Raw genomic sequence first — 26464 nt, 5'->3', positions numbered from 1 at the left:
CTGATACCGGCGGGAATGCCAGGCTTCCGCCCACAGCAGTCGCGAATATTCCTACGGCTGTGGGCGGTTCTTTGGAATCGACTCTTCATCACCGACTGGCCATCATCGCCGCCATCCGGTGCCGAGCAGCACCACTCCTACTGGCGGAAGCGATTCCGCCGCTCTCCTTTGGGGTCTTCCCCTAGCACAAGGCCCCGAACCCGCCCGCGTTGCAGCGCCGGCGGGTTTTTTTTGCCTGGCGTTCCACCGTGTATGGATTCCTACGCCGGAGTTGCCTTTGGAGGTACCTCCAGCGATGAGCAGTCGAACGCCGCTGAGAGGCGTATCATATATTCCATAAAGACATTACATATTAAGAATTAATTCTTTTTGGATTTATGAAGGTTCTTTTATCGTTGCCCTGCGTTGCCGCGAGCTGTCTCGGACAGAGCGGAAGGGGTTGGCGGTTTGCCGCCGGCCAGAGGTGATGGGGTGGCGGTTTTCCGCTGATCCGGCCCTGGGGAATGGCTCGAGAGTCGAGCCGGAGGCCGGAAAGACGGGAGTGTCGGACAGGGTAGGCCGGTTGGCCTGGGGATTGCCTTGTCAGGTGGCGAATGCCCAGCGCATCGCCACAACAACAAGACACGAGAATCGATCCATGCCCTTCCCATCTTCTGCCGTATCCCTGTCCGCCTGCCTGCGCGTCGCTCCAGCCTAGCGGGGCGTCGAAACAACCAACGAATCCTGCATGCCCGTCGTGCTCGCCACGTCGCGGCCGCTGCCTGCCATTCGGTCGGACTCCCGGGGGAGCCAGTCGTTGTTGCGAATGGCGTGTTTCCAAGATCAATAAAATGGGGAAATTCCAATGAAAAGCCGCACTCTCACGCAATCGGGCCTCGCGCTCGCCATCGCTGCCGCAGGCCTCGCGCAATCCGCCGTCGCCGCTGGGTTCATCGAAGACAGCAAGGCCAGCCTGACCCTGCGCAACTTCTACATCAACACCGACAACCGCAACGGTCCCGCCAATCCGAGCAAACAGGAAGAGTGGGGCCAGGGCTTCCTGCTCAACTACACCTCCGGCTTCACCGAAGGTACCGTGGGCTTCGGCGTCGACGCCCTCGGCCTGCTGGGCGTCCGTCTCGACAGCGGTAAAGGCACACACTACAACCCGACCAGCTCGAACTTTTCCGGTACTGTCTTCCCCACCGATGGTGACGGCCGCGCGGTCGACGATTTCTCCCACCTGGGCGCCACCGGCAAGGTGAAGGTTTCCAGCACCGTGCTGCAATACGGCACCCTGCTGCCCAAGCTGCCGGTCGTGACCTACAACGACGGTCGCCTGCTGCCGCAGACCTTCGAAGGCGGCCAGGTCACCTCCAACGAGTTCAAGGACCTGACCCTGCTCGGCGGCCAGCTGGAGCACATGAAGGGCCGTAGCTCCAGCAACAACGAAGGGCTGTCCATTGCCGGCGCCAATAACGCGCGCACCGGCGAATTCGTCAACAAGTTCTACTACGGCGGCGCCGACTACAAGCTGACCAAGGACCTGACGCTGCAGTACTACTACGGCAACCTGCAGGACTTCTACAAGCAGCACTTCCTCGGCCTGCAACACAACTGGGCGATCGGCCCGGGCGTGCTGAAGAGCGACCTGCGCTACTTCCACAGCAGCGACGACGGCAAGAACGGCCACGACAAGAACTACTACACCAGCGGTTACTACGGCAACGGCGTAACCAAGGGGGAAGTCGACAACCGCGCCTGGAGCGGCCTGTTCACCTACACCGTCAGCGGCCACAGCTTCGGTGCCGGCTACCAGCAGCTCAGCGGCGACAGTGACTTCCCGTTCATCAACAACGGCGACGGCGCCACGGCCTACCTGATCACCGACGTGCAGATCGGCAAGTTCCTGCGCGCCGGCGAGCGCACCTGGCAGGTGCGCTACGGCTACGACTTCGCCCAGGCCGGCCTGCCGGGTCTGACCTTCCAGACCCTGTACCTGCACGGCGATAACATCGACACCAAGTACGGCGACCAGAGCGAGTGGGAGCGTGATATCTCCCTGGCCTATGTCATCCCGGACGGCACCCTCAAGGGCCTGGGCTTCACCTGGAAGAACGCTGCCCTGCGCAGTGGCCTGCCAGTCAGCGGCTCGGGCACTGCGACCCAGCGCGACCAGGACGAAAACCGCCTGATCGTCAGCTACACCATCCCGCTGCTGTAATTCTCTCAGGCTGAAAAAGCCGCCGTTCTCGCAAGAGACGGCGGCTTTTTCATGTCGCCGCCCACCTTCGGACGTTGCTCTTCGTAGGAGCGAGCTTGCTCGCGAACAAGTCCCGTCGCGAAGTCGTTCGCGCGCAAGCTCGCTCCTACAGAGGCATTCCTCTGCCAATGAAAAAGGCCGTCGTTCCGGTGGGAGCGACGGCCCTTTTCTTCAGCAAATCCGCTTCAGCGAATCAGCGCTTCTGCGGCGCCGGCTGCTGCTGGGTGATGCAGTGGATGTTGCCGCCGCCCAGGAGAATCTCGCGGCCCGGCACCATCACCACTTCGTGTTCGGGGAAGATGCGCTTCAAGGTGGCTTCGGCCTCTGCGTCCGCCGGATCGTCGAAGCGCGGCGCGATGATGCCGCCGTTGACGATCAGGAAGTTGACGTAGGAGCCGGCCAGGCGGATCGACGGATCGCGCGGTTGGGTGCCGATCACCAGGTCGATGCCTTCGCACTCGGCTTCGGTCGCGTGGATCGGGCCGGGGATGACGATCTTGTGCACGGTGAGCTGGCGGCCCTTGGCGTCGCGGGCGGTTTCCAGCACGCGCATGGCGGCCTGGCAGCGCTCGTAGTTCGGGTCGTTCTGATCGTCGGTCCAGGCCAGCAGGACTTCGCCGGGGCGCACGTAGCAGCAGAAGTTGTCGACGTGGCCGTCGGTCTCGTCGTTGAACAGGCCGTCCGGCAGCCAGATCACGCTGTCGATGGCCAGGTGCTCACGCAGCACGGCCTCTATTTCTTCGCGGCTCATGTGCGGGTTGCGGTTGTGATTGAGCAGGCATTCCTCGGTGGTGATCACCGTGCCTTCGCCGTCCACATGGATCGAGCCGCCTTCCAGCACGAAGCCTTCGGTGCGGTAGCCGTCGCAACGCTCGATGCCGAGGACCTTGCTCGCCACCTGGTCGTCGCGGTGCCACGGGAAGTACAGGCCGCCTTCCAGGCCGCCCCAGGCATTGAAGGTCCAGTCCACGCCGCGTACTTCGCCGTCGTTATTGGTGACGAAGGTCGGGCCGGTGTCGCGCACCCAGGCATCGTCGTTGCTGATTTCCACCACGCGGATGTTGGCCGCGTCGGCCAGCTGGGCGCGGGCGTTCTCGTACTGGCCGGCGGAAACGCCGATGGTCACAGGCTCGAAGCGGGCGATGGCGCGGGCCACGGCGCTGAAGGCGGCCTGCGCGGGCTTGCCGCCCAGGCGCCAGTTGTCCGGCCGCTCGGGCCAGACCATCCAGGTCTGGGTGTGGGGTTCCCATTCCGCCGGCATGCGGAAGCCATCGGCGCGGGGAGTGCTGGTCAACGTAGTCATGGGGCGATCCTGGGGGCTGCTCAGTTGGGGACGTACGGCGCTATGCGCGTCGCCCCATCCTGCGCTTTGGGTTGTGTCATTCGAGAGTGCATCACGAGCGGCCAGTATAGGTCGCTGCGGGCAGTGTCTGATTTTATATCCGATAAAAATCGATTTATGAAGCGAATTTTTCTCGAATATTGCCCGTTTATTCGGATTTTAATCGGATATAAATCGATTTATTTCAGGAGTGAGGGGCGCTTCGGCAGGCAGGGCGGCAGGTACAGCGAGAGGTAGGCATCGATCACCCGCATGCCTTCTTCGGCCAGGCGTTCGGTAATCAGCCCGTGACGCTGCACGGAGAGGGCGTAAACGCGATCACCCAGTTCGATGGCGAGGCTGAACACCTCGATATCCTGCGGCAGTGGCGGCAGCTCGAAATGCCGCTCGAACAGGGCGCGCATGGCCTGGCCGAGTTGCACGTCATGCTGGCTGTCGGCCTGGGTGACTTCGGCAAGGCCGTGGCTGGCGAGGATCAGCTGGCGTGCGGCGGCGTCTTCGGCGTACACGGCCAGGGTACGTTGTTCGACCAGTCGTGCGAGGTCGCGCCAGTCGCGCAGGGCGGCGTGATCGACGGGCTGTTCCAGGCAGGCGCGGAAGGCGGCGTGGACGTCATTGGTCAGGCCCTGCAGCAACGCCGGGACGCTGGGGAAGAAGTGATAGACGGAAGAAGGGGGAATGTCCGCGCGTTCGGCCACCGCGTAGATCGACAGCCCTGCTGCGCCGCTTTCGGCCAGCAGGGCGCGGGCCGCGTCGAGGATCACGGCGATTCTTGCCTGGCTGCTGGCGCGAGGTTTGCGGGTGGGAGCGGGCATGGCTGTCTCCGGAGCTGGGCGGCTATTGGACGCCAGCTCCGGTGCGCTCGGCAAGTCAGCTGCCGCCGTCGCGCAGCTTGGCCCAGACTTCGGTGATCACCGGGGCGGTCTTCTCCGGTGCGGTTTCCAGGGCAAACAGGCGGCGCTTGGTTTCCTGGTCCGGGTACAGGCCCGGCTGGTCGCGCAGGGCGGCATCGAGGAACTGCGCGGAGTCCTTGTTGCCGTTGGGGTAGAGGGTGGCGGCGGTGATCTGCGCGGCGACCTTGGGTTGCATCAGGTAGTCGATGAACTTCAGGGCCAGGTCCGGATGCTCGGAGGCGCTGGGGATCACCAGGTTGTCGATGAACAGCACCGAGCCTTCCTGCGGCACCACGAAGCGCACCGGCTGGCCGGCGTTGGCGGCGCCCAGGGCGTCGCCGACCCAGGCCATGGCGACGCACAGTTTGCCGGCGTTGAGGTCCTGGATGTAGCGCTCGCTGTCGATGTAGCGCAGGTTCGGGCGCAGCTGTGCGAGCACTTCGCCGGCACGGCGGATCTGCGACGGCGCGCTGCGGGCGAAGTTGCGGCCCTGGTAGTTCATCAGCACCGAGAAGGCCTCGTCCGGAGCGTCCAGCAGGCTCATGCCGCAGGCCTTCAGGCGCTGGCTCTGCTGCGGGTCGAACATCACGCTCCAGCTGTCGGGCAGCTTGCCGCCGTAGGCCTTCTCCGCTTCGGGTTCGTTGATTGCCAGGCCCACGGCACCCCACAGATAAGGGATGGCGTGCTGGTTGTTGGGGTCGACGGCGGCCAGCTTGCTCAGCAGCTGGGTGTCGAGGTGGCTGCGGTTGGGCAGCTTGGAGAAATCCAATGCCTGGATGCGCTTGTCGCGGATCAGCGCCGGCAGGTCGTTGTGCGAGGGCACAGCGACGTCGATCTTCTCACCGCTCTCCAGGGCCTTCTTGACCTCTTCGGCGGTGCTGTAGGTCTTGTAGTCGACACGGATGCCGGTGTCCTTCTCGAAGTCCTTGAGCACTTCGGGGGCGATGTAGTCGTTCCAGTTGTAGACATGGATGACCTGCTCGGCCCAGGCAGACAGCGGGCACAACAGCATCAGAATCACGGCGTACAGGCGTGGCATTGGCGATCTCCCTGAATGAACCACGTAATCAGCGGATGCGGCATTCGCCGCTCGATAGCGCGACAGCAAAGACACGACAGACGCGATGGCGCCCGGGCGGGCGGATGGAGACATCGCGAGCAGGAAGGAACGACGGATGTGACTCGCCCTGGCGCCCCTCCTCGCCGTTGCGATGTCGCAGTTCCCCGGGTGTGCCAGAGGCACAAGGAAACGCCGGCACGAGGGCCGGCGTTTCGTTTACCACTTATACGGTGTGCAAGTACCAGTTGTACTCGAGATCGGAAATCGAATACTCGAACTCCTGCATCTCATGCTCCTTGCACGCGACGAAGATGTCGATGTACTCGGGGCTGATGTACTTGTTCATCACATCGCTGTCGTCCAGCTCGCGCAGGGCATCGCGCAGGTTGTTCGGCAGGCTTTGTTCCAGCTGCTCGTAAGCGTTGCCTTCGATCGGCGCGCCCGGCTCGACCTTGTTGGTCAGGCCGTGGTGGACGCCGGCCAGTACTGCCGAGAGCAGCAGGTACGGGTTGGCGTCGGCACCAGCGACGCGGTGTTCCAGGCGCACCGCTTCCGGCGCTCCGGTCGGCACGCGCAGGGCGACGGTACGGTTGTCCAGGCCCCAGCTCGGCGCGTTCGGCACGAAGAAGGCCGAACCGAAACGGCGGTACGAGTTGACGTTCGGGCAGAGGAACGCCATCGACGCCGGCAGGGTCTCGAGCACACCGCCGATCGCGTGGCGCAATGCGGCGTTCTGCTCGGGATCCTCGCTGGTGAAGATGTTCTTGCCGTCCTTGTCGAGCAGCGAGACGTGGACGTGCAGACCGTTGCCAGCCTGACCCGGGTAGGGCTTGGCCATGAAGGTCGAGTCCATCTCGTGGTCGTAGGCGACGTTCTTGATCAGGCGCTTGAGCAGGACTGCGTAGTCGCAGGCCTTCAGAGCGTCGTCAACGTGGTGCATGTTGACTTCGAACTGGGCCGGTGCGCTTTCCTTGACGATGGCGTCGGCGGGGATGCCCTGGGCGCGGGCGCCGTCGATGATGTCCTGGAGGCAATCAGCGTATTCGTCGAGGTCGTCGATGGAGTAGACCTGGACCGATTGCGGGCGCTTGCCGGAGATCGGCGAGCGCGGCGGCTGCGGCCGGCCGTTCACGTTCTCCTGGTCGATCAGGTAGAACTCGAGCTCGAAGGCCGCGACGATGGTCAGGCCGATGTCGGTGAACTTCTGTACCACCTGGCGCAGTACTTCACGCGGGTCGGCGAAGAACGGCGTGCGCTCTTCCATCTCGTGCATGGTCATCAGCAGTTGCGCGGTCGGGCGCTTCTGCCAGGGCTCCATGGAGAGAGTATTGGGGATCGGGAAACAGACGCGGTCCGCGTCGCCAATGTCCAGGCCGAGGCCGGTGCTTTCCACGGTGGAGCCGGTGATGTCGAGAGCGAAGAGAGAGGCGGGGAGGTTGATGCCCTTCTCATAGACTTTGGGCAGGTTGGTGCGTTCGATGCGCTTGCCGCGGACCACACCATTCATGTCTGCAATAAGGAGGTCGACGAACTGGACCTCGGGGTGTTCCTTCAGGAACTCACTCGCTTCTTCGAGCGACACGGCACTCTGGGGTACCGACATGATGTCACACCTTTATTGTTAAAAATTTCAATCATTCGAAAGCTGAGGTGTGAGTCAATCCGAATTGGCAAGGGTTGTCAATGTCGCACCAAAGTGGGGCGCATCAGTCCTGATGGGCCGTTTTTGGGGCGTTTCGAGCCGCTTTTGATCCGCGGAGAGCCTTTGCTGGCGGGCTGTTCAGTGGGGCGTGTTTGATTTTTTACATGGCTATTGTGTAAAAAAATGAACAAGGCTAAGCTCGGCCTCAAGCCCATAACACTTACAAACACGGGTGTCCCATGTCTCGCCTGCCGTTAATCGGCGTGTCCGCCTGCCTCAAGCAGATCGGTTCCAAACCCTACCATGTTGCTGGCGACAAATACCTCAGAGCGCTGATCTCCGGGGCCTCGGGCATTCCTTTGATCATTCCCTCCCTGGGCGATGCCATCGACCAGGAAGACATGTTGGCCGCGTTCGACGGCCTGCTCTTCACAGGCTCGGCGTCGAACGTCGAACCCCATCATTATAGTGGCTCCGCCAGCGTTGCAGGCACCCCCCATGATCCCGAGCGCGACAGCACGACGCTGCCGCTGATTCGCCGCGCCGTCGCGGCCGGGATTCCGGTGCTGGGCATCTGCCGTGGCTTCCAGGAAATGAATGTCGCCTTCGGCGGTTCGTTGCACCAGAAGGTGCACGAAGTCGAGGGCTTCATGGACCACCGCGAACCTGCCGGTGAGCCGATCGAAATCCAATATGGTCTGCGGCATGTCGTCGACGTGCAGCCGGGCGGCGTATTCGCCGGTATCGGGCTACCCTCGCAGTTCCAGGTCAATTCTATTCACGGCCAGGGCGTTGATCGTCTGGCGCCCGGCCTTCGTGTAGAAGCTCTGGCGCCTGACGGGTTGGTTGAAGCCTTCTCCGTCGAAGGTGCGGCCTTCGCCGTCGGGGTGCAGTGGCACCCGGAATGGCAGGTCGAAACGAACCCCAACTATCTCGCTATCTTCCAGGCATTCGGCAAAGCCTGCAGCAAGAGGGCGGGGAACCGCTGAGTCCGGCGTTGGGGCCGGGCTCTCAAACCCTGAGGTCTTTATGACTAGCAAGCTAGACCAGCTCAGTGGCTGGTTGAAGGAACGCAAGATCACTGAAGTGGAATGCATGATCGCCGACCTGACCGGGATCGCCCGGGGCAAGATCGCGCCGACTGCGAAATTCCTCAACGAAAAGGGCATGCGCCTGCCGGAGAGCGTTCTCCTGCAGACCGTGACCGGCGACTACGTCGAGGATGACATCTATTACGACCTGCTGGACCCGGCCGACATCGATATGGTCTGCCGCCCGGACGAGAATGCCGTGTTCCTCGTCCCCTGGGCCATTGAGCCGACCGCGATGGTCATCCACGATACCTACGACAAGCTGGGCAACCCCATCGAGCTGTCGCCGCGCAACGTCCTCAAGCGCGTCCTCCAGCTATACGCCGAAAAGGGCTGGAGGCCGATCGTGGCTCCGGAGATGGAGTTCTACCTGACCAAGCGCAGCGACGACCCCGACTACCCGCTGCAGGCTCCGGTGGGCCGTTCCGGCCGCCAGGAGACCGGTCGCCAGTCCTTCTCCATCGACGCGGCGAACGAATTCGACCCGCTGTTCGAGGACATGTACGACTGGTGCGAACTGCAGGGCCTGGATCTGGACACCCTGATCCATGAAGAAGGCACCGCGCAGATGGAGATCAACTTCCGTCACGGCGATGCCCTGGACCTGGCCGACCAGATCGTGGTGTTCAAGCGCACCATGCGCGAGGCCGCTCTCAAGCACAACGTGGCCGCGACCTTCATGGCCAAGCCGATGACCGGCGAGCCGGGCAGTGCCATGCACCTGCACCAGAGCATCGTCGACATCAAGACCGGCAAGAACATCTTCTCCAACGCCGACGGCAGCATGAGCGAGCTGTTCCTGCATCACATCGGCGGCCTGCAGAAGCTGATTCCCGAGGCGCTGCCGCTGTTCGCGCCGAACGTCAACTCGTTCCGCCGCTTCCTTCCCGACACCTCGGCGCCGGTGAACGTGGAATGGGGCGAAGAGAACCGCACCGTGGGCCTGCGCGTACCGGATTCCACCCCGGACAACCGGCGCGTGGAAAACCGCCTGGCCGGCGCCGACGCCAACCCCTACCTGGCCCTCGCCGCCAGCCTGCTGTGCGGCTACATCGGCATGGTCGAAGGCCTCAAACCCAGTGCGCAGGTCAAGGGCCGCGGCTATGAACGGCGTAACCTGCGCCTGCCGCTGACCATCGAGGCTGCACTGGAGTGCATGGAAGGTAGCAAGACCCTGGAGAAATACCTGGGTGACAAGTTCATTCGAGGCTATGTCGCGGTGAAGCGCGCCGAGCACGAGAACTTCAAGCGAGTAATCAGTTCCTGGGAGCGCGAGTTCCTCCTGCTTTCTGTCTGATCGGCGTGGGGGCCGGCGCGTGGCCGGGCCCCGTGTTTCTTAGAGAAGAGGTTTTATCAAGATGACTAACCAGACCAGCGCCAACACCCAACACTGGCAGGCGCTCAGCCGCGATCACCACCTGGCTCCGTTCACCGACTACAAGCAGCTGAACGAGAAGGGTGCGCGCATCATCACCAAGGCCGAAGGCGTGTACCTGTGGGACAGCGAGGGCAACAAGATCCTCGACGGCATGGCTGGCCTGTGGTGCGTGAACGTCGGTTACGGTCGCAAGGAACTTGCTGAAGCCGCCTACAAGCAGATGCAGGAACTGCCCTACTACAACCTGTTCTTCCAGACCGCACACCCGCCGGTACTGGAGCTGTCCAAGGCCATCGCCGACATCGCTCCCGAAGGCATGAACCACGTGTTCTTCACCGGCTCGGGTTCGGAGTCCAACGACACCGTGCTGCGCATGGTCCGCCACTACTGGTCGATCAAGGGGCAGCCGCAGAAGAAAGTGGTCATCGGCCGCTGGAACGGCTACCACGGCTCCACCGTCGCCGGCGTCAGCCTGGGCGGCATGAAGGCGCTGCACGAGCAGGGTGACCTGCCGATCCCGGGTATCGAGCACATCGCCCAGCCTTACTGGTTCGGCGAAGGCGGCGACATGGACCCGGAAGAGTTCGGCGTCTGGGCTGCCGAGCAGCTGGAGAAGAAGATTCTCGAAGTCGGCGAAGACAAGGTCGCCGCCTTCATCGCCGAGCCCCTGCAGGGCGCGGGTGGCGTGATCGTTCCGCCGAAAACCTACTGGCCGAAGATCCGCGAGATCCTCGCCAAGTACGACATCCTGTTCATCGCTGACGAAGTGATCTGTGGTTTCGGCCGTACCGGCGAATGGTTCGGCAGCCAGTACTTCGGCAACGCCCCGGACCTGATGCCGATCGCCAAGGGCCTGACCAGCGGTTACATCCCCATGGGCGGTGTGATCGTTCGCGACGAGATCGTCCATACCCTGAATGAGGGTGGCGAGTTCTACCACGGCTTCACTTACTCTGGTCACCCGGTAGCCGCTGCGGTGGCGCTGGAGAACATCCGCATCCTGCGCGAAGAGAAGATCGTCGAGCGAGTGAAGAGCGAAACGGCACCGTATTTGCAACAACGCTGGCAAGAGCTGGCCGACCATCCCCTGGTAGGCGAAGCCCGCGGGGTAGGCCTGGTGGCAGCACTGGAGCTGGTGAAGAACAAGAAGACCCGCGAGCGCTTCGAAGGCAAGGGTGTCGGGATGCTGTGCCGCGAGCACTGCTTCCGCAACGGTCTGATCATGCGCGCGGTGGGAGACACTATGATTATCTCGCCGCCGCTGGTGATCGAGAAATCGCAGATCGATGACCTGATCACCCTGGCGCGCAAGTGCCTCGATCAAACCGCCGCAGCCGTTCTGTCTTGAGTCTTTCACCAGACCTTTGACAGACTGCGCCTGTGCGTTGGCCAGGCTCACCGGGTGGTGACGGAAGGAGATGTCCACGCCACCCGGAACATCAAAAAAACAAACGGAGCTACCCGCATGTTCAAGACCTTCGGCAAATCCCTGCTCGCTGTAACGCTGGCAGGCGCTGTGGCTGGTATGGCGCAGGCTGATGACAAGGTGCTGCACGTCTACAACTGGTCGGACTACATCGCGCCGGACACGGTCGACAAGTTCACCAAGGAAACCGGTATCAAGGTCGTCTACGACGTCTACGACAGCAACGAAGTGCTGGAAGCCAAGCTGCTGGCCGGCAAGTCGGGCTACGACATCGTGGTGCCGTCCAACTCCTTCCTGGCCAAGCAGATCAAGGCGGGTGTGTATGTGCCGCTGGACAAGTCCAAGCTGCCGAACTGGAAGAACCTGAATCCGGACATCATGAAGACCCTGGAGATCAGCGACCCGGGCAACCAGTACGCGATCCCCTACATGTGGGGCACCATCGGCATCGGCTACAACCCGGACAAGGTCAAGGCCGCGCTGGGCGACAACGCCCCGGTGGACTCCTGGGACCTGGTGTTCAAGCCGGAAAACATTCAGAAGCTGAAGGCCTGCGGCGTGAGCTTCCTCGACTCGCCGACCGAAATGATCCCGGCAGCCCTGCACTACCTGGGCTACAAGCCCGATAGTCAGGACCCCAAAGAGCTCAAGGAAGCCGAGGCACTGTTCCTGAAGATTCGTCCGTACATCTCCTACTTCCACTCCTCCAAGTACATTTCCGATATCGCCAACGGCAACATCTGCGTGGCCATCGGTTACTCGGGTGACGTGTACCAGGCCAAGTCCCGCGCTGAAGAAGCCAAGAACAAGGTCACTGTGAAGTACAACATTCCGAAGGAAGGTGCTGGCGCGTTCTTCGACACCGTTGCCATTCCGAAGGATGCCGAGAACCAGGAAGCCGCGCTGAAGTGGATCAACTTCCTGCTCGAGCCGGCCGTCATGTCCGAGATCACCAACGTCGTGCAGTTCCCGAACGGCAACGCCGCGGCCACCCCGATGGTGAACGAGGCGATCCGCAACGACCCGGGCGTGTATCCGACTCCGGAAACCATGAAGAAGCTGTACGCCTTCCCGGATCTGCCGGCAAAGACCCAGCGTCTGATGACCCGCAGCTGGACCACTATCAAGTCCGGCAAGTAATCGGGTAGTCGCTGCCGCCTGACGCGGCAGCGGATGGTCCGGGACCGCGGCGGGGGAGTGCCCTTCCTCGCCGCTACCGGCAGCAACAAACAGCTTCCATCGGTGGAATGGCTGCGCAGGCCCTGGCGCTCTCGTGCTGATGAAGGGTTCGGCGCTATCCACGGACCGGCCGTCGAAACCCCGGCAGCAACCGACAGAAGTAGTAAAAAACAACGAGAGGACTCACGTGTGCGCATTCCCTTCCGCAGAACCCTGATCGCTGCAGTCTCCGTCCTCGGCCTGACTTCGCAGGTGCAGGCGCAAGAGACCGTCCACATCTACAACTGGTCGGACTACATCGGTGAAACCACCCTCGCCGATTTCGAGAAGGAAACCGGTATCAAGCCGGTGTACGACGTCTTCGACTCCAACGAAACCCTGGAAGGCAAGCTCCTGGCCGGTCGCACCGGTTATGACGTGGTCGTGCCGTCCAACCACTTCCTCGGTCGCCAGATCAAGGCCGGTGCGTTCCAGAAGCTGGACAAGAGCCAGCTGCCGAACTGGTCGAACCTCGACCCGCACCTGATGAAACAGCTCGAGGCCAACGACCCGGGCAACGAGTACGGCGTGCCGTACCTGTGGGGCACCAACGGCATCGGCTACAACGTCGACAAGGTCAAGGCCGTGCTGGGTGTCGACAAGATCGATTCGTGGGCTGTGCTGTTCGAGCCCGAGAACATGAAGAAGCTCAGCCAGTGCGGCGTCGCCTTCCTCGATTCGGGCGACGAGATGATGCCGGCTGTGCTCAAGTACCTGGGGTTGGACCCCAATAGCACCAATCCGGACGACTACAAGAAGGTGGAAGAGAAGCTGATGGCGGTGCGCCCATACGTCACCTACTTCCATTCCTCCAAGTACATTTCCGACCTGGCCAACGGCAACATCTGCGTGGCGGCCGGTTTCTCCGGTGACGTATTCCAGGCCGCCAACCGCGCCAAGGAAGCCGGCAAGGGCGTGAACATCGCCTACGCCATTCCCAAGGAAGGCGCCAACCTCTGGTTCGACATCCTCGCCATTCCGAAGGATGCCTCCAACCCGAAGGCAGCCCATGCGTTCATCAACTACCTGCTCAAACCCGAAGTGATCGCCAAGGTCAGCGATTACGTCGGTTACGCCAACCCGAACCCCAAGGCTGGCGAATTCATGGATGAGTCCGTGCGCAACAATCCTGAGGTGTACCCATCCCAGGAGGTTCTCGACAAACTCTTCGTGCAGCATGAGCTGCCGCCGAAGACCCTGCGCCTCATGACCCGTTCCTGGACCAAGATCAAGTCAGGCAAGTAAGGCGGATTTCCCCCAATCCGTCCGCGCGGGCACGGAGCGTCGGAGAGCCCCTCGAAAGGTTTTCCGACGCACGTAAACTGCGCCAGCCCTGAGTAATACCAAGCATGCCCGGCCGCGGGGGCCGGGCCTCTATGATTTGGGAGTTGTGGTAATGGCAATAGCCTCCGGTGCCTACAAGAAAGCCTTGAGTGGCGACCAGAAACCGAAAGAGGTTCTGGTAAAAATCGACCGGGTCAGCAAGCAGTTCGACGAAACGCTGGCTGTGGACAGCGTGACCCTGGACATCAAGAAGGGCGAGATCTTCGCCCTGCTGGGTGGTTCGGGTTCGGGCAAGTCGACCCTGCTTCGCATGCTGGCTGGTTTCGAGCGTCCCACTGAAGGTCGCATCTTCCTCGATGGCCAGGACATTACCGACCTGCCGCCCTATGAGCGGCCGATCAACATGATGTTCCAGTCGTACGCCCTGTTCCCCCACATGAGCGTGGCGCAGAACATCGCTTTCGGCCTCAAGCAGGACGGCCTGCCCAAGGCAGAGATCGACAAGATCGTCGACGAGATGCTCAAGCTCGTACAGATGACCCAGTACGCCAAGCGCAAGCCGCACCAGCTCTCCGGTGGCCAGCGCCAGCGCGTGGCCCTGGCCCGTTCCCTGGCCAAGCGTCCGAAGCTGCTGCTGCTCGACGAGCCCATGGGCGCGCTGGACAAGAAGCTGCGTTCGCAAATGCAGCTGGAACTGGTGGAGATCATCGAGCGCGTAGGCGTGACCTGCGTGATGGTGACCCACGACCAGGAAGAGGCCATGACCATGGCCCAGCGCATCGCCATCATGCACCTGGGTTGCATCGAGCAGATCGGCAGCCCGATGGACATCTACGAGACGCCGGCCAGCCGCCTGATCTGCGAGTTCATCGGCAACGTCAACCTGTTCGACGGCGAGATCGTCGAAGACCTGCAGGACCACGCGGTGATCGCCTGCCCGCAGCTGGAAAACCCGATCTACATCGGCCACGGCATCAGCACCCGTGCCGAGAACAAGCGCATCACCTACGCGCTGCGCCCGGAAAAGGTCATGGTCAGCGCGCAGAAGCCTGCCGACCTTGAGCACGAAGGCTTCAACGTTGCCCAGGGCACCGTGCATGACATCGCCTACCTGGGCGGCCACTCGGTGTACTACATCAAGCTGGCTTCGGGCTTCATCGTCCAGGCCTTCATGGCCAACGCCGAGCGCCACGTGGCGCGTCCGACCTGGGACCAGCCGGTTTACATCAGCTGGTACGACGACAGCGGTGTGGTACTGCAATCATGAACATCAGCAAATCGCTCATGAAACGCCTGCCGAACGGCCGGCATGCCGTGATCGGTGTGCCGTTCTTCTGGCTGTTCCTGTTCTTCCTGCTGCCCTTCGCCATCGTGCTGAAGATCAGTCTGGCAGCCGCAGACGTGGCCATTCCGCCGTACACCGAAGTGTTCCAGTACGCCGACCAGACCCTCCAGGTCGTGATGAACCTGGGCAACTACCTGATGCTGACGGACGACCCGCTCTACATCGACGCCTACCTGGGCTCGCTGAAGATGGCGGCGATCAGCACATTCCTCTGCCTTGTGATCGGTTATCCGATGGCCTACGCCATCGCCCGCGCCAGCAAGGAAATGCAGACCGTCCTGCTGCTGCTGATCATGATGCCGACCTGGACGGCGATCCTGATCCGCGTGTACGCCTGGATGGGCATCCTGTCCAACAACGGCCTGCTCAACAGCTTCCTGATGTGGCTGGGTATCATCAACGAGCCGCTGACGATCCTGAACACCAACTTCGCGGTGTACATCGGCATCGTCTACTCGTACCTGCCCTTCATGGTCATGCCGCTCTACGCCAACCTGGTGAAGCACGACATGAGCCTGCTCGAAGCCGCGTCCGACCTCGGCGCGCGCAGCTTCACCAGCTTCTGGAAGATCACCGTGCCGCTGTCCAAGAACGGCATCATCGCCGGCTGCATGCTGGTGTTCATCCCGGCGGTGGGTGAGTTCGTGATTCCGGAACTGCTCGGCGGCCCCGAGACGCTGATGATCGGCAAGGTGCTGTGGCAGGAGTTCTTCAACAACCGTGACTGGCCGGTGGCGTCTGCCCTTGCCGTGGTGATGCTGGCCATCCTGATCATCCCCATCATTCTCTTTAACAAGAACCAGGCTAAAGAGCTGGAGGGCAAGGTATGAGTTTCTTCAAGGCAATCTGCCCATCATTCTCTTTAACAGACTCTTTACCCACGAGCCTGGCTAAAGAGCTGGAGGGCAAGGTATGAACAAGCGTTGGTCGTTCTCCAACATCATGCTGGTGTTGGGCCTGCTCTTCATCTACGTGCCGATGATCATCCTGGTCATCTACTCCTTCAACGGCTCCAAACTGGTGACCGTGTGGGGCGGCTGGTCGGTGAAGTGGTACGTCGGCCTGCTGGACAACCAGCAGCTCGTTGGCTCGGTGTTCCGCTCGCTGGAGATCGCCTGCTACACCGCGATCTCCTCGGTAGCCCTGGGCACCCTGGCCGCCTTCGTGCTGACCCGCATCCCGCGCTTCCGCGGCCGTACGCTGTTCGGCGGCATGGTCACCGCGCCGCTGGTCATGCCCGAGGTCATCACCGGTCTGTCGCTGCTGCTGCTGTTCGTCGCCATGGCCCAGCTGATCGGCTGGCCGCAGGAACGCGGCATCGTGACCATCTGGATCGCCCACACCAGCTTCTGCTCGTCCTACGTAGCGGTGGTGGTGTCGGCACGCCTGCGCGAGCTGGACCTGTCCATCGAGGAAGCGGCCATGGACCTGGGCGCCAAGCCCTGGAAAGTGTTCATGCTGATCACCATCCCGATGATCGCCCCCTCGCTGGCCGCGGGCGGCATGATGTCCTTCGCCCTGTCGCTGGATGATCTGGTACTGGCCAGCTTCGTCTCCGGTCCTGGCTCCACCACCCTGCCGATGGAAGTGTTCTCCGCCGTGCGCCTGGGCGTGAAGCCGGAGATCAACGCCGTCGCCAGCCTGATCCTGCTGACCGTTTCGCTGTTCACCTTCTTCGCCTGGTACTTCACCCGTCAGGCCGAGGAGCGTCGCAAGCGTGCGATCCAGGAAGCCATGGAGTCCAACGCGACCGACTGGCAGAAGGGTTCGACAGCCACCGCCTGACGCCGTCTTGTCGGCCGGTAGTATCCGGCGATTGTCGAACCACGGGCCACCTTCGGGTGGCCCGTGTTTTTTGCTCACACGTTATTCCGAAGTGCTTGGAAGACTTGGGTTTATCGGAAAAATCCGTGGGTAGGAAAGCGCAACTCCCAGCGGATTGCGATCTACGCTTTAAACGTTCGGTTGCGCTTTCCGGTCTCCCCCGAACCAGGACCGGGGCGCGCCGCCGGCAAACTTCCAGTGACGCCTTTTGGCACTCCGTGCGGGAGACGGCGCCCAATACAACACCCCGATCGTTATCCCTTGGGGAAATAACGCGCCAGGGAGCTTCGGCATCTCCCGCAACACTCTCTACATGCACCCATGAAAAACCCCGCAGGAGCGGGGTTTTTCATTTTCGGCAGGCAACTCAGCGACGGACGGGGATCAGCCGCAGGATGCCCTTGGTGTTGGCCTTCACCTCGTTTTCATCGTAGTGCTGCGGCAGGTACTGGCCTTCGATGTAGGCTTCGGCCTGGTCGTCGTAGTGCTTGTCGAAGGGCACGCCGCTCTGGCCCACCGGGTTGATGCCCAGGCTGTGGGCCGGGTCGGCGAAGTCGATCAGGCGACGGGTGGACGGGCCGTAGACCACCTGCCAGGGTGCCGGGCCGACGCGGGCGGAGAGGTTGTTCGGTACCTCGTGGCCGCCCGGCGCGGCGAATGGGCCGACATTGAAGAGGCGATCCAGCGGCTTCTGCTGGCCCAGCGGGTGGCCGTGGGTCAGGGTGTGCGCCTTACCCCACAGCCACTGTTTCGAGTCCTGGCCGAGGGTGGTGCGCAGATGCGCCAGGCTGCCTTTCCAGGCGGCCTTGACGATATCCGCGCGAGTTTCCTTCTGCGGCGTCTTGCGGTTGTCCCACCAGGGCGAGCCCTCGTCGGCGGCCAGGCGCGGCAGGGCCACGTCGAGCACGCGGGTGGACAGCAGGTTGTCGAAGAAGGCGTCGCCCATCTCGTCGCGCATGGCGCCGTCTGCCACCTGGTAGAGGAGCTGGTTGAACAGCGTGGCGGTCACGGAGTCCAGCGGATGGTCGCCCTGCCAGTTGGCCAGGCTCTCCACCAGCGCCTTCTCTTCGTCGGTTGCCGCGGCTTCACGCAGGATCGGCAGCAGCGGCTTGAGGAAGCGCGGGCCATAGCCGGTGGCGGTGTCCAGTTGCAGCGCCTGGCTGTTCTGCAGGTCCCATTTCACCGAATCGTCGGACAGGCGCTTGTTCAGTTGCTGACCGCGGTCGGGCAGGTTGTAGTAGCCCGGCACCGGGCGACCGTTGGCCGGTACCGGCTGGAAGTTGGCCGAGACGATGTAGCCGCGCGCCGGGTTTTCTTCCTGCGGGTTCTCGCTGAAGGGGTAGAAGCCGGTCTTGTCGGCCTGGCCGCTGGCGCCGTCGAGCAGGAAGTTCGGGTTGACCCCGTCCGGGCGTACCGGCAATTGCGCCGATGCCCACCAGCCGATGTCGCCGCGGGCGTTGGCCCATACCACGTTGAGGCCCGGCGACTGGATCTTCGAAGCCGCCGTGCGGGCCTTGGCAAGGGTATCGGCGCGGTTCAGCTCGTAGAAGGCATCGAGGATCGGGTTCTGGGTTTCCAGGAAGGCCCACCACATGGCCACCGGCGTCTTGCCCGAGGCAGTGCCCAGCGCGTCATTGACCAGCGGACCGTGGGGCGAGCTGCGCAGGGTGATCTTCACTGGCGCCTCGCCTTTCACGGCGATGCTCTGCTCCTCGCTCTTCAGGTCCACCCACTGGCCGTGGTACCAGACCTGGTTGGGGTTGTCCGGGTTGACCTTCTCGGCGACCAGGTCGACGTCGTCGTTCTGGAACATGGTCAGGCTCCAGCCGAACTGCAGGTTATGGCCCAGCGAGGCGAACGGGTTGAGCGCCTGGTAGTGGCCGTACAGCTCGAACCCCGGCGCGCTGGCCTGCATCTCGTACCACACTGCCGGCACGGCGAAGCGGATGTGTGGGTCACCCGCCAGCAGCGGCTTGCCGCTCTTGGTGCGGCTGCCGGACACGGCCCAGGCGTTGCTGCCTTCGAACTGCGGCAGGCCGGCCTTCTCCAGGGCCGCGTGGCTGAGCTGGGCGATGGCGCTCATGTCCTGCCAGTCGGCGGCGGCCAACGGGGACGGCGTGAGGACGCCGTTGGGGTGCCAGTCGAGGTCGAAGACTTTCAGGTAATCCGCGCCCAGTTGGTCGCGCACGTAGGTCAGCACCGGTTCGGTACGGAAGGCGGCGGCGAAGCTGTAGGCCATGTAGCCGGCGACGCTGACGGTGTCCTCGGGCGTGAAGGGGCGCTTGGGTATGCCGAGGATGTCGAACTCCACCGGGCGCGGGTGGCTGTCCTGGAACTGGTTGACGCCATCGAGGTAGGCGACCAGGGCCTTCCAGGCCGGGGAATTCTTGTCCTGCGTCTTCACATACTCCGCCGCGTGGTCGCGGATGCGCAGGCTACGGAACATGCGGTCGGTGTCCACCAGCTTGGGCCCGAGCACTTCGGCCAGCTCGCCGCGGGACAGGCGCCGCAGTATTTCCATCTGGAACAGCCGGTCCTGGGCATGCACGTAACCGATCGCCCGGTACATGTCCTCCTCGCTGCCGGCCTTGATGTGCGGCACGCCACGCTCGTCGTAGCGAACCGTGACTTCGCTGGCGAGGCCGGCCAGCGGCAGTTGTCCGTCGCGTACCGGCTGCTTGCCGTGCAGGTACCAGCCAGCGCCCGCCGCGGTAGCGACGACAACGACAGCGAGGACAGTCAAAGTGCGTTTCATGGGGCAACTCCTTGTTGTTATGCGGCGATTCTGCAAAGGAAGTTGCGTGGCGTTCATTGACCAAATGCCTCATGGCTGGAACTCTTCGGTCAATCCCAGGAGGAAGCATGTCCGCCCCAGAGCTGAATTTCCCGGCAGCGCCAGCCATGACTCAGTCCGCCACCCTGCGCCGCCAGTTGTACGAGGCGCTGTCCGTGCTGGGCTTCGATCCGACCGACATCTACCGCCAGGCCTTGCAGAAGGTCCGCCTGCCGCCGCCGGCGCAGAGTGGCCGGCTGGTACATGACGATGCCCCGCTATTCTGGACGACCCTCGACGACATCACCGGCGATCCCGACATCGGCCTGCACCTGGGCGAGGCGATGAGGCCGCGTCTGCTCGATGTGGTCGGCTACCTGCAGATGGCCAGCGGCGACCTGCGCGAGGCGCTGCAGAGCTTCCTGCGTTTCCAGCACATCCTCTCCGGTGGCTTCGCCGCACAGATGCATGAAGAGGGCGACCGGGTACGGCTGATCCTCGACCTCAACTACCTGGGCATCAGCAACCTGCGGCAGCAGATGGAGTGCCTGATGCTGCTGTTTCTCAAGCAGCTGGCGCTGATCACCGACGATGAGTTCCGTGTCCAGGCCGTGGAGTTCCGCCACCCCCAGCCACGCCGCCTGAGCGAGCACCGACGGCTGTTCGGCCTGACGCCCAGCTTCGGCAAGCCCCATGACGCCTTGCTCTTCGACCGGGCCCTGCTGGCGAGGCCTTCGCGTACCGGCAACCCGGTGCTGCACCGCCTGCTCACCGAGCATGCGCGAGAACAGCTGGGCACGCTGGACGAGAACGACCTGCTCAATCGCCTGCGCTACCTGATTGGCATCCGCCTAGGGGAGGGGGAGTGCACCCTGCAAAGTTGTGCTCGCGAACTGGGCGTGCGCGCAGGGCTGCTGCAGCGCAACCTGGCGAGCCGGGCGCAGACGTTCAGGGAGGTGCGAGAGGAAGTACGCCGGCAGCGTGCGGCGCAGTTGCTGGAGCAGGGCGTGGCGATTCGCGAGGTGGCGCGGGCCTGCGGGTTTGCCGAGGTGTCGCCGTTCTATCGTGCCTTCAGGCGCTGGTATTCGGTGCCGCCCGAGCGCTATCGCCAGCGCCTGCGAGGCGGCACCGAAGGCTGAGGGCTACTCGGCCAGCGGGATTTCGCGGCTGACTTCCAGCAGCGCCATCGCGTCCAGCTGGTCTTCGATCTGCAGGAAGCGCAGCGCGCGCTGCGGCGAGACTTCCTTGGCGATGCGCTTGAGGTATTTCTCCTTGAGATCCTGGCGGTCGTCCTGCAGCTCCAGCACCTGTTTCTGCAGTTTCGCTGCCTCGTCGTTGCTCACCGAGCCGGTGTTATAGCTGTTGGCGTAGTCGATGATGATCGCCAGCGTCTGCTTGCTCAGCTTGTCCGCCTCGGTGCGGTAGCTGTTGTAGATCGGCCAGAACTTCTCAGTCTCCTGCGGGGTGAGCTTCATGTTGGCTTCGACGATGCGCTTGCGCTTGTAGTCGATGTCGGCGATGCGGTTGTTGATGGCCTGCTTGTGCTGCTCCATGACTTGGCTGCTGCTGGGGGTATCTTCGGCGTGGGCGGCCAGGGGCAGGGCGAACCCGGTGGAGAGAGCGGCGCAGAAGGCGAAGGCGGAATGAAGACGCATGCGAAAAGCTCCTTGGTGACGATCAGCCCTTCATGGGCCGGCGAACCAAGTGTAGTCACGGATTGGCCATCGTCTTCGTTGATGCGGCTCAGTGCTTCGTTTCGTCCCACGGGCAATAGCAGCCCACGGCCAGGGTGTGGGTCGCGTTGACCTGGCGCCCCTGCACCAGCGCGTCGAGGATCGGTTCGATGAAGCTGTTGCCCGAGGTGCACACCGCCCCTTCGCTGTAGGGCCCGAAATAGGCCAGCTCGCCCTGGGCGTTCCAGATCGCCACGGCGGGGCTGGCCGGCAATTGCCCGGCGCCGGGCAGTGAGTCCAGCGCGCGCATGGCGCTGAGCGTGTCGGGCAGGTGGCCGCGGGTGCCTGGCTTCTGCACGGCGAAGAATTCCACGCCCTGCGGGCCGAAGCGCTGGATCAGCTCGGCGAGGTGCTGCTGGTTGCCGACGTTGCACGGGCAGGCCGGGTCCCAGAAATGCACCAGGCGGATCTTTCCGGGACCGGCCAACTGCGCGGGCAGCATCAGGTGGTCGCCGGAGAACAACTGCGGCTGATGGCTGAATGGGCGGATGAAGCGGTTCTCGTACCACCAGTAGGTGGCGAGCAGCGTGCCCAGGCAGAGCGCGGCAATCAGCCAGGTAAGCAGCGACTTTTGACGTGAGGACATGGCAGCGACCAGTGACAGAGTCGGTAAGATAGCCGACAAGCTTGCCACGGGGGCGGGCGCGGCAGAATATCCGGCTGCTCCGCGCGCTCCTTCCGTTACCCGCCTGCCAGAAGCGAAACGCCTATGCCTGAAGCCTTCCAGCCCGATCTGCTGCGCACCCTGCTGCGACCTCTGACCGCAGAGGCGAACGAAGTCGGCATCGCGCTGTACCAGCATTTCTACGGCCTGGACCTGCATGGGCGCCACCCGGGACTGCAGAGCCGCCTGGGCACCTTCGAGGCCGGGGGCTACCAGATCGCCGCGCAGTACTGGCGGCCGGTGCTGGCGCGGGGGACGGTGGTGCTGCTGCATGGCTATTACGACCACATGGGGCTGTACCGCCACGTGATCGACTGGGCGCTGGACATGGGCTTCGCGGTGCTGGCCTGCGACCTGCCGGGCCACGGCCTGTCCGGTGGCGCGGCTGCCAGCATTGGCGACTTCGCCGAGTACCAGATAGTGCTGGGCGCACTGCTCAACCAGGCCCAGGCGCTGGACCTGCCGCAACCCTGGCACCTCTGTGGGCAGAGCACCGGCGGGGCGATATTGCTGGATTACCTGCTCACCGGCGCGCCGCGTCCGGAACTCGGGCGGACCATCCTCCTGGCGCCACTGGTGCGGCCCCGGGCCTGGGGCTGGTCGAAATTCAGCTATCAGTTGCTGCGACCGTTCGTGGACTCGATTCCGCGACGGTTCAGCGAGAACTCCAGCGACGCCGAATTCCTCGCCTTCCTGCGTGATCGCGATCCGCTGCAGCCGAAGATCCTGCCGACGGCCTGGGTGGGCGCACTGGCGCGCTGGATTCCGCGTATCGAGGCCGCCGGCCATGGCGCGCAGAGCCTGCTGGTGGTGCAGGGCGACGCCGACGAGACGGTGGACTGGCGCTACAACCTGAAGGTGCTGGAAGACAAGTTCGAGAAGATCGAATGCCTGCTGCTGACCGGCGCGCGTCACCACCTGGCGAACGAGAGCGAGACGCTGCGCAGACGTTACTTCGATTTTCTCAGTGAGCGGATGGCATAGCCGGGGGGACGCGGGGCGTGGAAGTCGCTGTAGTCGAGGGTGTGTCCTTCACTCCATGCGCCATGATCCTCAGGCGCCACCCTCTGTACAGCGGGCGCCATTCTAGGGGGAGCGCTTCTCGGAGTGGTCCGCTAGGACGGTAAGGTTATTCCTATCATTGCCCGCTGGAGGAAACGCTTAATCCGGCCTTAAGGGCGGCCAGTGCGGCGCGGTAATATTCGCGCCCGGCTGGCGACTCGCTGAAATCGGCGAACTGGCCCAGCTCGGCATCGCTCAGACCGCGATAGACGTACAGCAGGGTGTTGTCGAGATCGGCGCCAATCTGCCCCATCAGCTTCTGCCGCTGGCCTTCGAGCATGCCCTGGGTAGTGCCGCCGCCGAGCAGGCCGGGGAGCATCTGGCTGAGGCTGTCGGCGGCCACGCTGGCCAGCGCCAGGCTCACTTCGGCACCGGCTTCGCGGGCCGGCAGCACCTGGCTCAGGCGGTGGGCGATCTGCTTGCGCGCATCGCTGGCCTGCTGGCGTGGCAGGCCGTTGGCGTACTTCTGCAACTGGTCGCTGCGAGTGGCCAGGGTCTCGGCGCCGGCGACCTTGCGGCCCAGCGGGGATTCGAAGAAGTTCACCGCCGCGGAGCTGTCCGGTAGGTTCTGGCGCAGGCCATTGAGGGCGCGCTGGTCGATGTCGGCGGGGGCGAAGCGCTGGTTGCTGTTGTCCACCAGCGTCTGGTACAGCGCCGGCGGCAGATTGCCCTGGTAACGCTTCTGCGCGGCGTGCAGGGCGTCATTGAAGTGCGCTCGCTGTTCCGGCCAGCCGGCGGCCTGGTACAGGCGCTGGTAGTTGTCGGCCAGGGCAGGCATGCCCAGTACAAGAAGGGTGAGGGCCAGCAGTACGCGCATTGCAACTCCTTTTGGGCGGCAGGGTTCGCTCGCCGGGGGCTATTGTCGGCAAGGCTTGCCCCGCTTGTCGAGACACTGGCGCCGGACGTTACAATACGCGATGCATTTCGACGCCCCTTCTCCATTCATGCAAGGCCCCCTCCTGCAAAACATCGTTGACGACCTCGCCCAGAAGGGCTGGTCGCAGCAGGACGCCTTCCTTCCCGATGCCCTGATCGCTGAGCTGGCGACGGAATGCCGTGCCCGTGACGCAGCCGGCAAGCTGGCCGCTGCGGCCATCGGCCGGGGCGATGGGCAGGCCGTGCGCGAAGGTATTCGCGGCGACCGCATCCAGTGGCTCGAGCCCGGCCAGTCCAAGGCCTGCGACCTTTACCTGGGGGCGCTGGACGAGTTGCGCCGGCAGATCAATCGCTCCCTGTACCTGGGGTTGGAAGACTTCGAAGGGCACTTCGCGCTCTACCCGCCGGGCGCCTTTTATCAGAAGCATCTCGATCGCTTCCGCGACGACGATCGTCGCACTGTCTCGGCGGTGTTCTACCTGAATCGGGATTGGTCGGTGGAGCAGGGCGGCGAACTACGCATGTACTTCCCCGACGAACGGACGCTGGACCTGCCGCCACTGGCCGGCCGGCTGGTGGTGTTCCTCTCCGGCGAATTCCCCCATGAGGTGCTGCCGGCCAGTCACGAGCGCCTCTCGCTCACCGGCTGGTTCCGCCGCCGCGGTGACGCTCCGCTCTGAGGCGTCCGTGTGGGGTCAGTGCCCCCAGATCTTCAGTGTGCCGCTGATGTCCTGGATATCGCGCACCTCGATGGTTCCCAGCCGTCCACCGCCCACGTAAAGGTCGCCGGTCACCCGCATCCGGATGGTCTGCGACGGCAGGCCGCTCGCATTCAGCTGCTGGTTGATGGTGGTGAGATCCGGCAGGGTCAGTGCCAGTTGCTGCTGGCCGCCAGCGCCCTGCACCACATCCACCTGCAGGGTCGGTTGCTCGATGCCGAAGATCGGCAGGCTCAGGCCCAGTTGGGCGGGGCCGTAGGGCAGGTTGCCACCGCGGCCGTCCGGGCAGTCGCCGGCATTCACGCAACCGTTGTCGATGAACACGTTGCGCAGCGAGACGCTGCCGCCGTCGTCCTTCCAGGCCACGCTGTCCATGTGCGCCAGCACGTCGGTACGGATGCTGATGCCGTCCTGGCCGGTGACGGCGCCCAAGTGTTCGTTGTCCAGCGCCTGGAGCTCGGCGAAAGCCAGGGGCAGGTAGGACAGCGCAGCGAAGGTGGCGGTGCAGAGCAAGAAGCGAGGCATGAGGGAGGCTCCATGGCGATTGGCCGATGCGCGAGTCTGGGCGGCTGCCTGCGGGGCAGCCAGTGCCGGGCGGCTGTTCCCGTCGAAGGTTGTGTTTCAGCACAGTGCCGACGGCCGGCGAGCCGTTCAAGAACCCGACTTTCGGCGGGGCGGAAACCTGTTGCGACACACGGTCCGATGAAAGTTGCGTTACCCGGCGTGACCGCCAAACGGCGAGCGGCTAGTCTGTCCCCTTCCAAAAGGGAGTGATTCGCCCATGCAGAAGGTTCTCGTCAGCCGCTGCCTGCTTGGCCATCGCGTCCGTTACGACGGCGGTGCGCACGGGCCGTTCGACCTGCTATCGCGCTGGCTGGACCAGGGGCGGGTGGTGGCGCTGTGCCCGGAAGTCGCCGGCGGCCTGCCGACGCCCCGCGCTCCGGCGGAGATCCCCGGCGGCCAGGGCATGGCCGTTCTGGAACGTGTTCGGCCGGTGGTGACAGTGGACGGCGAGGACGTCAGCGACGCCTTCCTGCTCGGCGCCGAGGAAGCCATGGCACTGGTGCGTCGCCACGATATCCGACTGGCGGTGCTCAAGGCGCGCAGCCCCTCCTGCGGCAACCGCGAGAACTACGACGGCAGCTTCAGCGGGCGGAAGGTCGTTGGCGAAGGTGTGACCGCCGCTGCGCTCAAGCGCATGGGCGTTCTGGTGTTCAGCGAGGAAGAGCTGGATGCCGCCGCCGTCTGCCTGGCCGGGCTGGAAGCCGGAGGCTAGAGCACTCTGCGTCACTCGAAGATGCACTATTTTGCTTGAGCCTCGCGCCGCGGCGCCTATGCTTGTGCGTTCCATGCGTGAGGCAAGGCCGGCCTGAGCGGGTCCTTCGCCTTTCGATTTCCATGTAGAAGGAGAAGAACATGAGAACCCTGCTGCCTTGCCTGGGCCTTGCCGCGCTGCTCGCCGGCACCTCTGCCGTTGCCGCCGATATCCCGCGTACTCCGGCTCCGGAAGGCGCGAAGGTGTACTTCATCGAGCCGGTCGACGGTGCCACGGTGGACAAGACCTTCACCGTCAAATTCGGCCTCAAGGGCATGGGCGTCGCGCCGGCGGGCGTGGACTCGCCAGCCACCGGCCACCACCACCTGCTGATCGACCTCAAGGAGCAGCCAGTGATGAACCTGCCGCTGCCGATGACCGACCAGATCAAGCATTTCGGCAAGGGCCAGACCGAGACCCAGGTGACGCTGCCGCCGGGCAAGCACACCCTGCAACTGCTGGTAGGCGACAAGAACCACGTGCCGTTCGACCCGCCGGTGGAGTCGCAGCAGATCACCGTCAATGTGAAGTGATCTTTCTCCAGGCATGAAAAAAGGAGGCTGAAGCCTCCTTTTTT

The 26464-nt window shown here is 63.6% G+C and carries 23 protein-coding genes; 14 read left to right on the top strand and 9 right to left on the bottom strand.

The genetic code is table 11. The features are described 5' to 3' along the window. Positions 1-844: 844 nt before the first annotated feature. Positions 845-2203 (top strand): OprD family porin, encoded by a 1359-nt coding sequence (locus GJV37_RS28635; protein ID WP_170859032.1) that lies wholly within the window; start codon positions 845-847, stop codon positions 2201-2203. A 232-nt stretch (positions 2204-2435) separates the two neighbouring features. Here GJV37_RS28635 and aguA read toward each other — a convergent pair whose 3' ends face one another. The 4 genes from aguA to GJV37_RS28615 form a co-directional block, all read right to left on the bottom strand. Further along, positions 2436-3545 (bottom strand): agmatine deiminase, encoded by a 1110-nt coding sequence (gene aguA / locus GJV37_RS28630; RefSeq protein ID WP_170859031.1) that lies wholly within the window; start codon positions 3543-3545, stop codon positions 2436-2438. Positions 3546-3763: 218 nt separating this feature from the next. Next, positions 3764-4399, bottom strand: coding sequence for a TetR/AcrR family transcriptional regulator (locus GJV37_RS28625; protein WP_037011010.1), 636 nt, complete (start codon positions 4397-4399; stop codon positions 3764-3766). A gap of 55 nt (positions 4400-4454) precedes the next feature. Further along, a complete protein-coding gene (locus GJV37_RS28620; protein WP_065085316.1) occupies positions 4455-5516 on the bottom strand; it encodes a polyamine ABC transporter substrate-binding protein in 1062 nt (353 codons plus the stop codon). Positions 5517-5760: 244 nt separating this feature from the next. Then, the gene (locus tag GJV37_RS28615; RefSeq protein ID WP_024762139.1) at positions 5761-7140 is read right to left on the bottom strand and encodes a glutamine synthetase family protein; all 1380 of its coding nucleotides are present in this window, start codon (positions 7138-7140) and stop codon (positions 5761-5763) included. A gap of 278 nt (positions 7141-7418) precedes the next feature. Between GJV37_RS28615 and GJV37_RS28610 the strand changes: the two genes are divergently transcribed. The 8 genes from GJV37_RS28610 to GJV37_RS28575 all read left to right on the top strand — a co-directional run bounded on the left by GJV37_RS28610 (position 7419) and on the right by GJV37_RS28575 (position 16706). After that, on the top strand, positions 7419-8168 hold the full coding sequence (locus GJV37_RS28610; protein WP_024762140.1) for a gamma-glutamyl-gamma-aminobutyrate hydrolase family protein: 750 nt from the start codon (positions 7419-7421) through the stop codon (positions 8166-8168). A 40-nt stretch (positions 8169-8208) separates the two neighbouring features. Further along, positions 8209-9567: a glutamine synthetase family protein gene (locus GJV37_RS28605; protein ID WP_024762141.1), complete on the top strand. Its 1359-nt coding sequence runs from the start codon at positions 8209-8211 to the stop codon at positions 9565-9567. Positions 9568-9628: 61 nt separating this feature from the next. Further along, on the top strand, positions 9629-10996 hold the full coding sequence (locus GJV37_RS28600; RefSeq protein WP_024762142.1) for an aspartate aminotransferase family protein: 1368 nt from the start codon (positions 9629-9631) through the stop codon (positions 10994-10996). A 117-nt stretch (positions 10997-11113) separates the two neighbouring features. Then, positions 11114-12214: a polyamine ABC transporter substrate-binding protein gene (locus GJV37_RS28595; RefSeq protein ID WP_038803551.1), complete on the top strand. Its 1101-nt coding sequence runs from the start codon at positions 11114-11116 to the stop codon at positions 12212-12214. A 228-nt stretch (positions 12215-12442) separates the two neighbouring features. Next, a complete protein-coding gene (locus tag GJV37_RS28590; RefSeq protein ID WP_065085314.1) occupies positions 12443-13537 on the top strand; it encodes a polyamine ABC transporter substrate-binding protein in 1095 nt (364 codons plus the stop codon). Positions 13538-13688: 151 nt separating this feature from the next. Beyond that, positions 13689-14843 carry an ABC transporter ATP-binding protein gene (locus GJV37_RS28585; RefSeq protein ID WP_024762144.1) on the top strand — a complete coding sequence of 385 codons (1155 nt, stop codon included), beginning with the start codon at positions 13689-13691 and terminating at the stop codon, positions 14841-14843. A gap of 26 nt (positions 14844-14869) precedes the next feature. Beyond that, a complete protein-coding gene (locus tag GJV37_RS28580; RefSeq protein ID WP_089285861.1) occupies positions 14870-15751 on the top strand; it encodes an ABC transporter permease subunit in 882 nt (293 codons plus the stop codon). Positions 15752-15833: 82 nt separating this feature from the next. Then, a complete protein-coding gene (locus GJV37_RS28575) occupies positions 15834-16706 on the top strand; it encodes an ABC transporter permease subunit (protein WP_024762146.1) in 873 nt (290 codons plus the stop codon). 406 nt (positions 16707-17112) lie between these two features. Here GJV37_RS28575 and GJV37_RS28570 read toward each other — a convergent pair whose 3' ends face one another. Further along, a complete protein-coding gene (locus GJV37_RS28570) occupies positions 17113-19500 on the bottom strand; it encodes a penicillin acylase family protein (RefSeq protein ID WP_170859029.1) in 2388 nt (795 codons plus the stop codon). 107 nt (positions 19501-19607) lie between these two features. On the opposite strand from GJV37_RS28570, the gene GJV37_RS28565 reads away from it, so the two are divergent. Beyond that, positions 19608-20657, top strand: a complete 1050-nt coding sequence (locus GJV37_RS28565) for an AraC family transcriptional regulator (RefSeq protein ID WP_024762148.1) — start codon at positions 19608-19610, stop codon at positions 20655-20657. 3 nt (positions 20658-20660) lie between these two features. Here GJV37_RS28565 and GJV37_RS28560 read toward each other — a convergent pair whose 3' ends face one another. Then, positions 20661-21173 (bottom strand): transcriptional regulator, encoded by a 513-nt coding sequence (locus GJV37_RS28560; RefSeq protein ID WP_170859028.1) that lies wholly within the window; start codon positions 21171-21173, stop codon positions 20661-20663. Between the two features lie 88 nt (positions 21174-21261). After that, positions 21262-21837 carry a DUF6436 domain-containing protein gene (locus GJV37_RS28555; protein WP_169887078.1) on the bottom strand — a complete coding sequence of 192 codons (576 nt, stop codon included), beginning with the start codon at positions 21835-21837 and terminating at the stop codon, positions 21262-21264. A gap of 123 nt (positions 21838-21960) precedes the next feature. On the opposite strand from GJV37_RS28555, the gene bipL reads away from it, so the two are divergent. After that, entirely contained in the window at positions 21961-22899 is a 939-nt protein-coding gene (gene bipL / locus GJV37_RS28550) for a phospholipase BipL (RefSeq protein WP_037011438.1), read from the top strand. 154 nt (positions 22900-23053) lie between these two features. On the opposite strand, the gene GJV37_RS28545 is transcribed toward bipL, so the two are convergent. After that, positions 23054-23794, bottom strand: a complete 741-nt coding sequence (locus GJV37_RS28545) for a hypothetical protein (protein ID WP_024762152.1) — start codon at positions 23792-23794, stop codon at positions 23054-23056. Positions 23795-23921: 127 nt separating this feature from the next. On the opposite strand from GJV37_RS28545, the gene GJV37_RS28540 reads away from it, so the two are divergent. Next, positions 23922-24533 carry a 2OG-Fe(II) oxygenase gene (locus GJV37_RS28540; protein ID WP_420875898.1) on the top strand — a complete coding sequence of 204 codons (612 nt, stop codon included), beginning with the start codon at positions 23922-23924 and terminating at the stop codon, positions 24531-24533. Positions 24534-24548: 15 nt separating this feature from the next. Here GJV37_RS28540 and GJV37_RS28535 read toward each other — a convergent pair whose 3' ends face one another. Further along, on the bottom strand, positions 24549-25097 hold the full coding sequence (locus tag GJV37_RS28535; RefSeq protein ID WP_024762154.1) for a DUF6160 family protein: 549 nt from the start codon (positions 25095-25097) through the stop codon (positions 24549-24551). A 256-nt stretch (positions 25098-25353) separates the two neighbouring features. On the opposite strand from GJV37_RS28535, the gene GJV37_RS28530 reads away from it, so the two are divergent. Both GJV37_RS28530 and GJV37_RS28525 read left to right on the top strand, forming a co-directional pair. After that, positions 25354-25848 (top strand): 2-thiouracil desulfurase family protein, encoded by a 495-nt coding sequence (locus GJV37_RS28530; protein WP_037015473.1) that lies wholly within the window; start codon positions 25354-25356, stop codon positions 25846-25848. Between the two features lie 140 nt (positions 25849-25988). Continuing rightward, positions 25989-26420, top strand: a complete 432-nt coding sequence (locus GJV37_RS28525) for a DUF4399 domain-containing protein (RefSeq protein ID WP_024762155.1) — start codon at positions 25989-25991, stop codon at positions 26418-26420. The last annotated feature ends 44 nt before the right edge of the window (positions 26421-26464 follow it).

It is taken from the genome of Pseudomonas nitroreducens, from assembly GCF_010994165.1.
GTDB lineage: Bacteria > Pseudomonadota > Gammaproteobacteria > Pseudomonadales > Pseudomonadaceae > Pseudomonas > Pseudomonas nitroreducens.
Note: the sequence above shows the minus strand (reverse complement) of the source record. Positions and strands in the feature narration are given on the sequence as shown.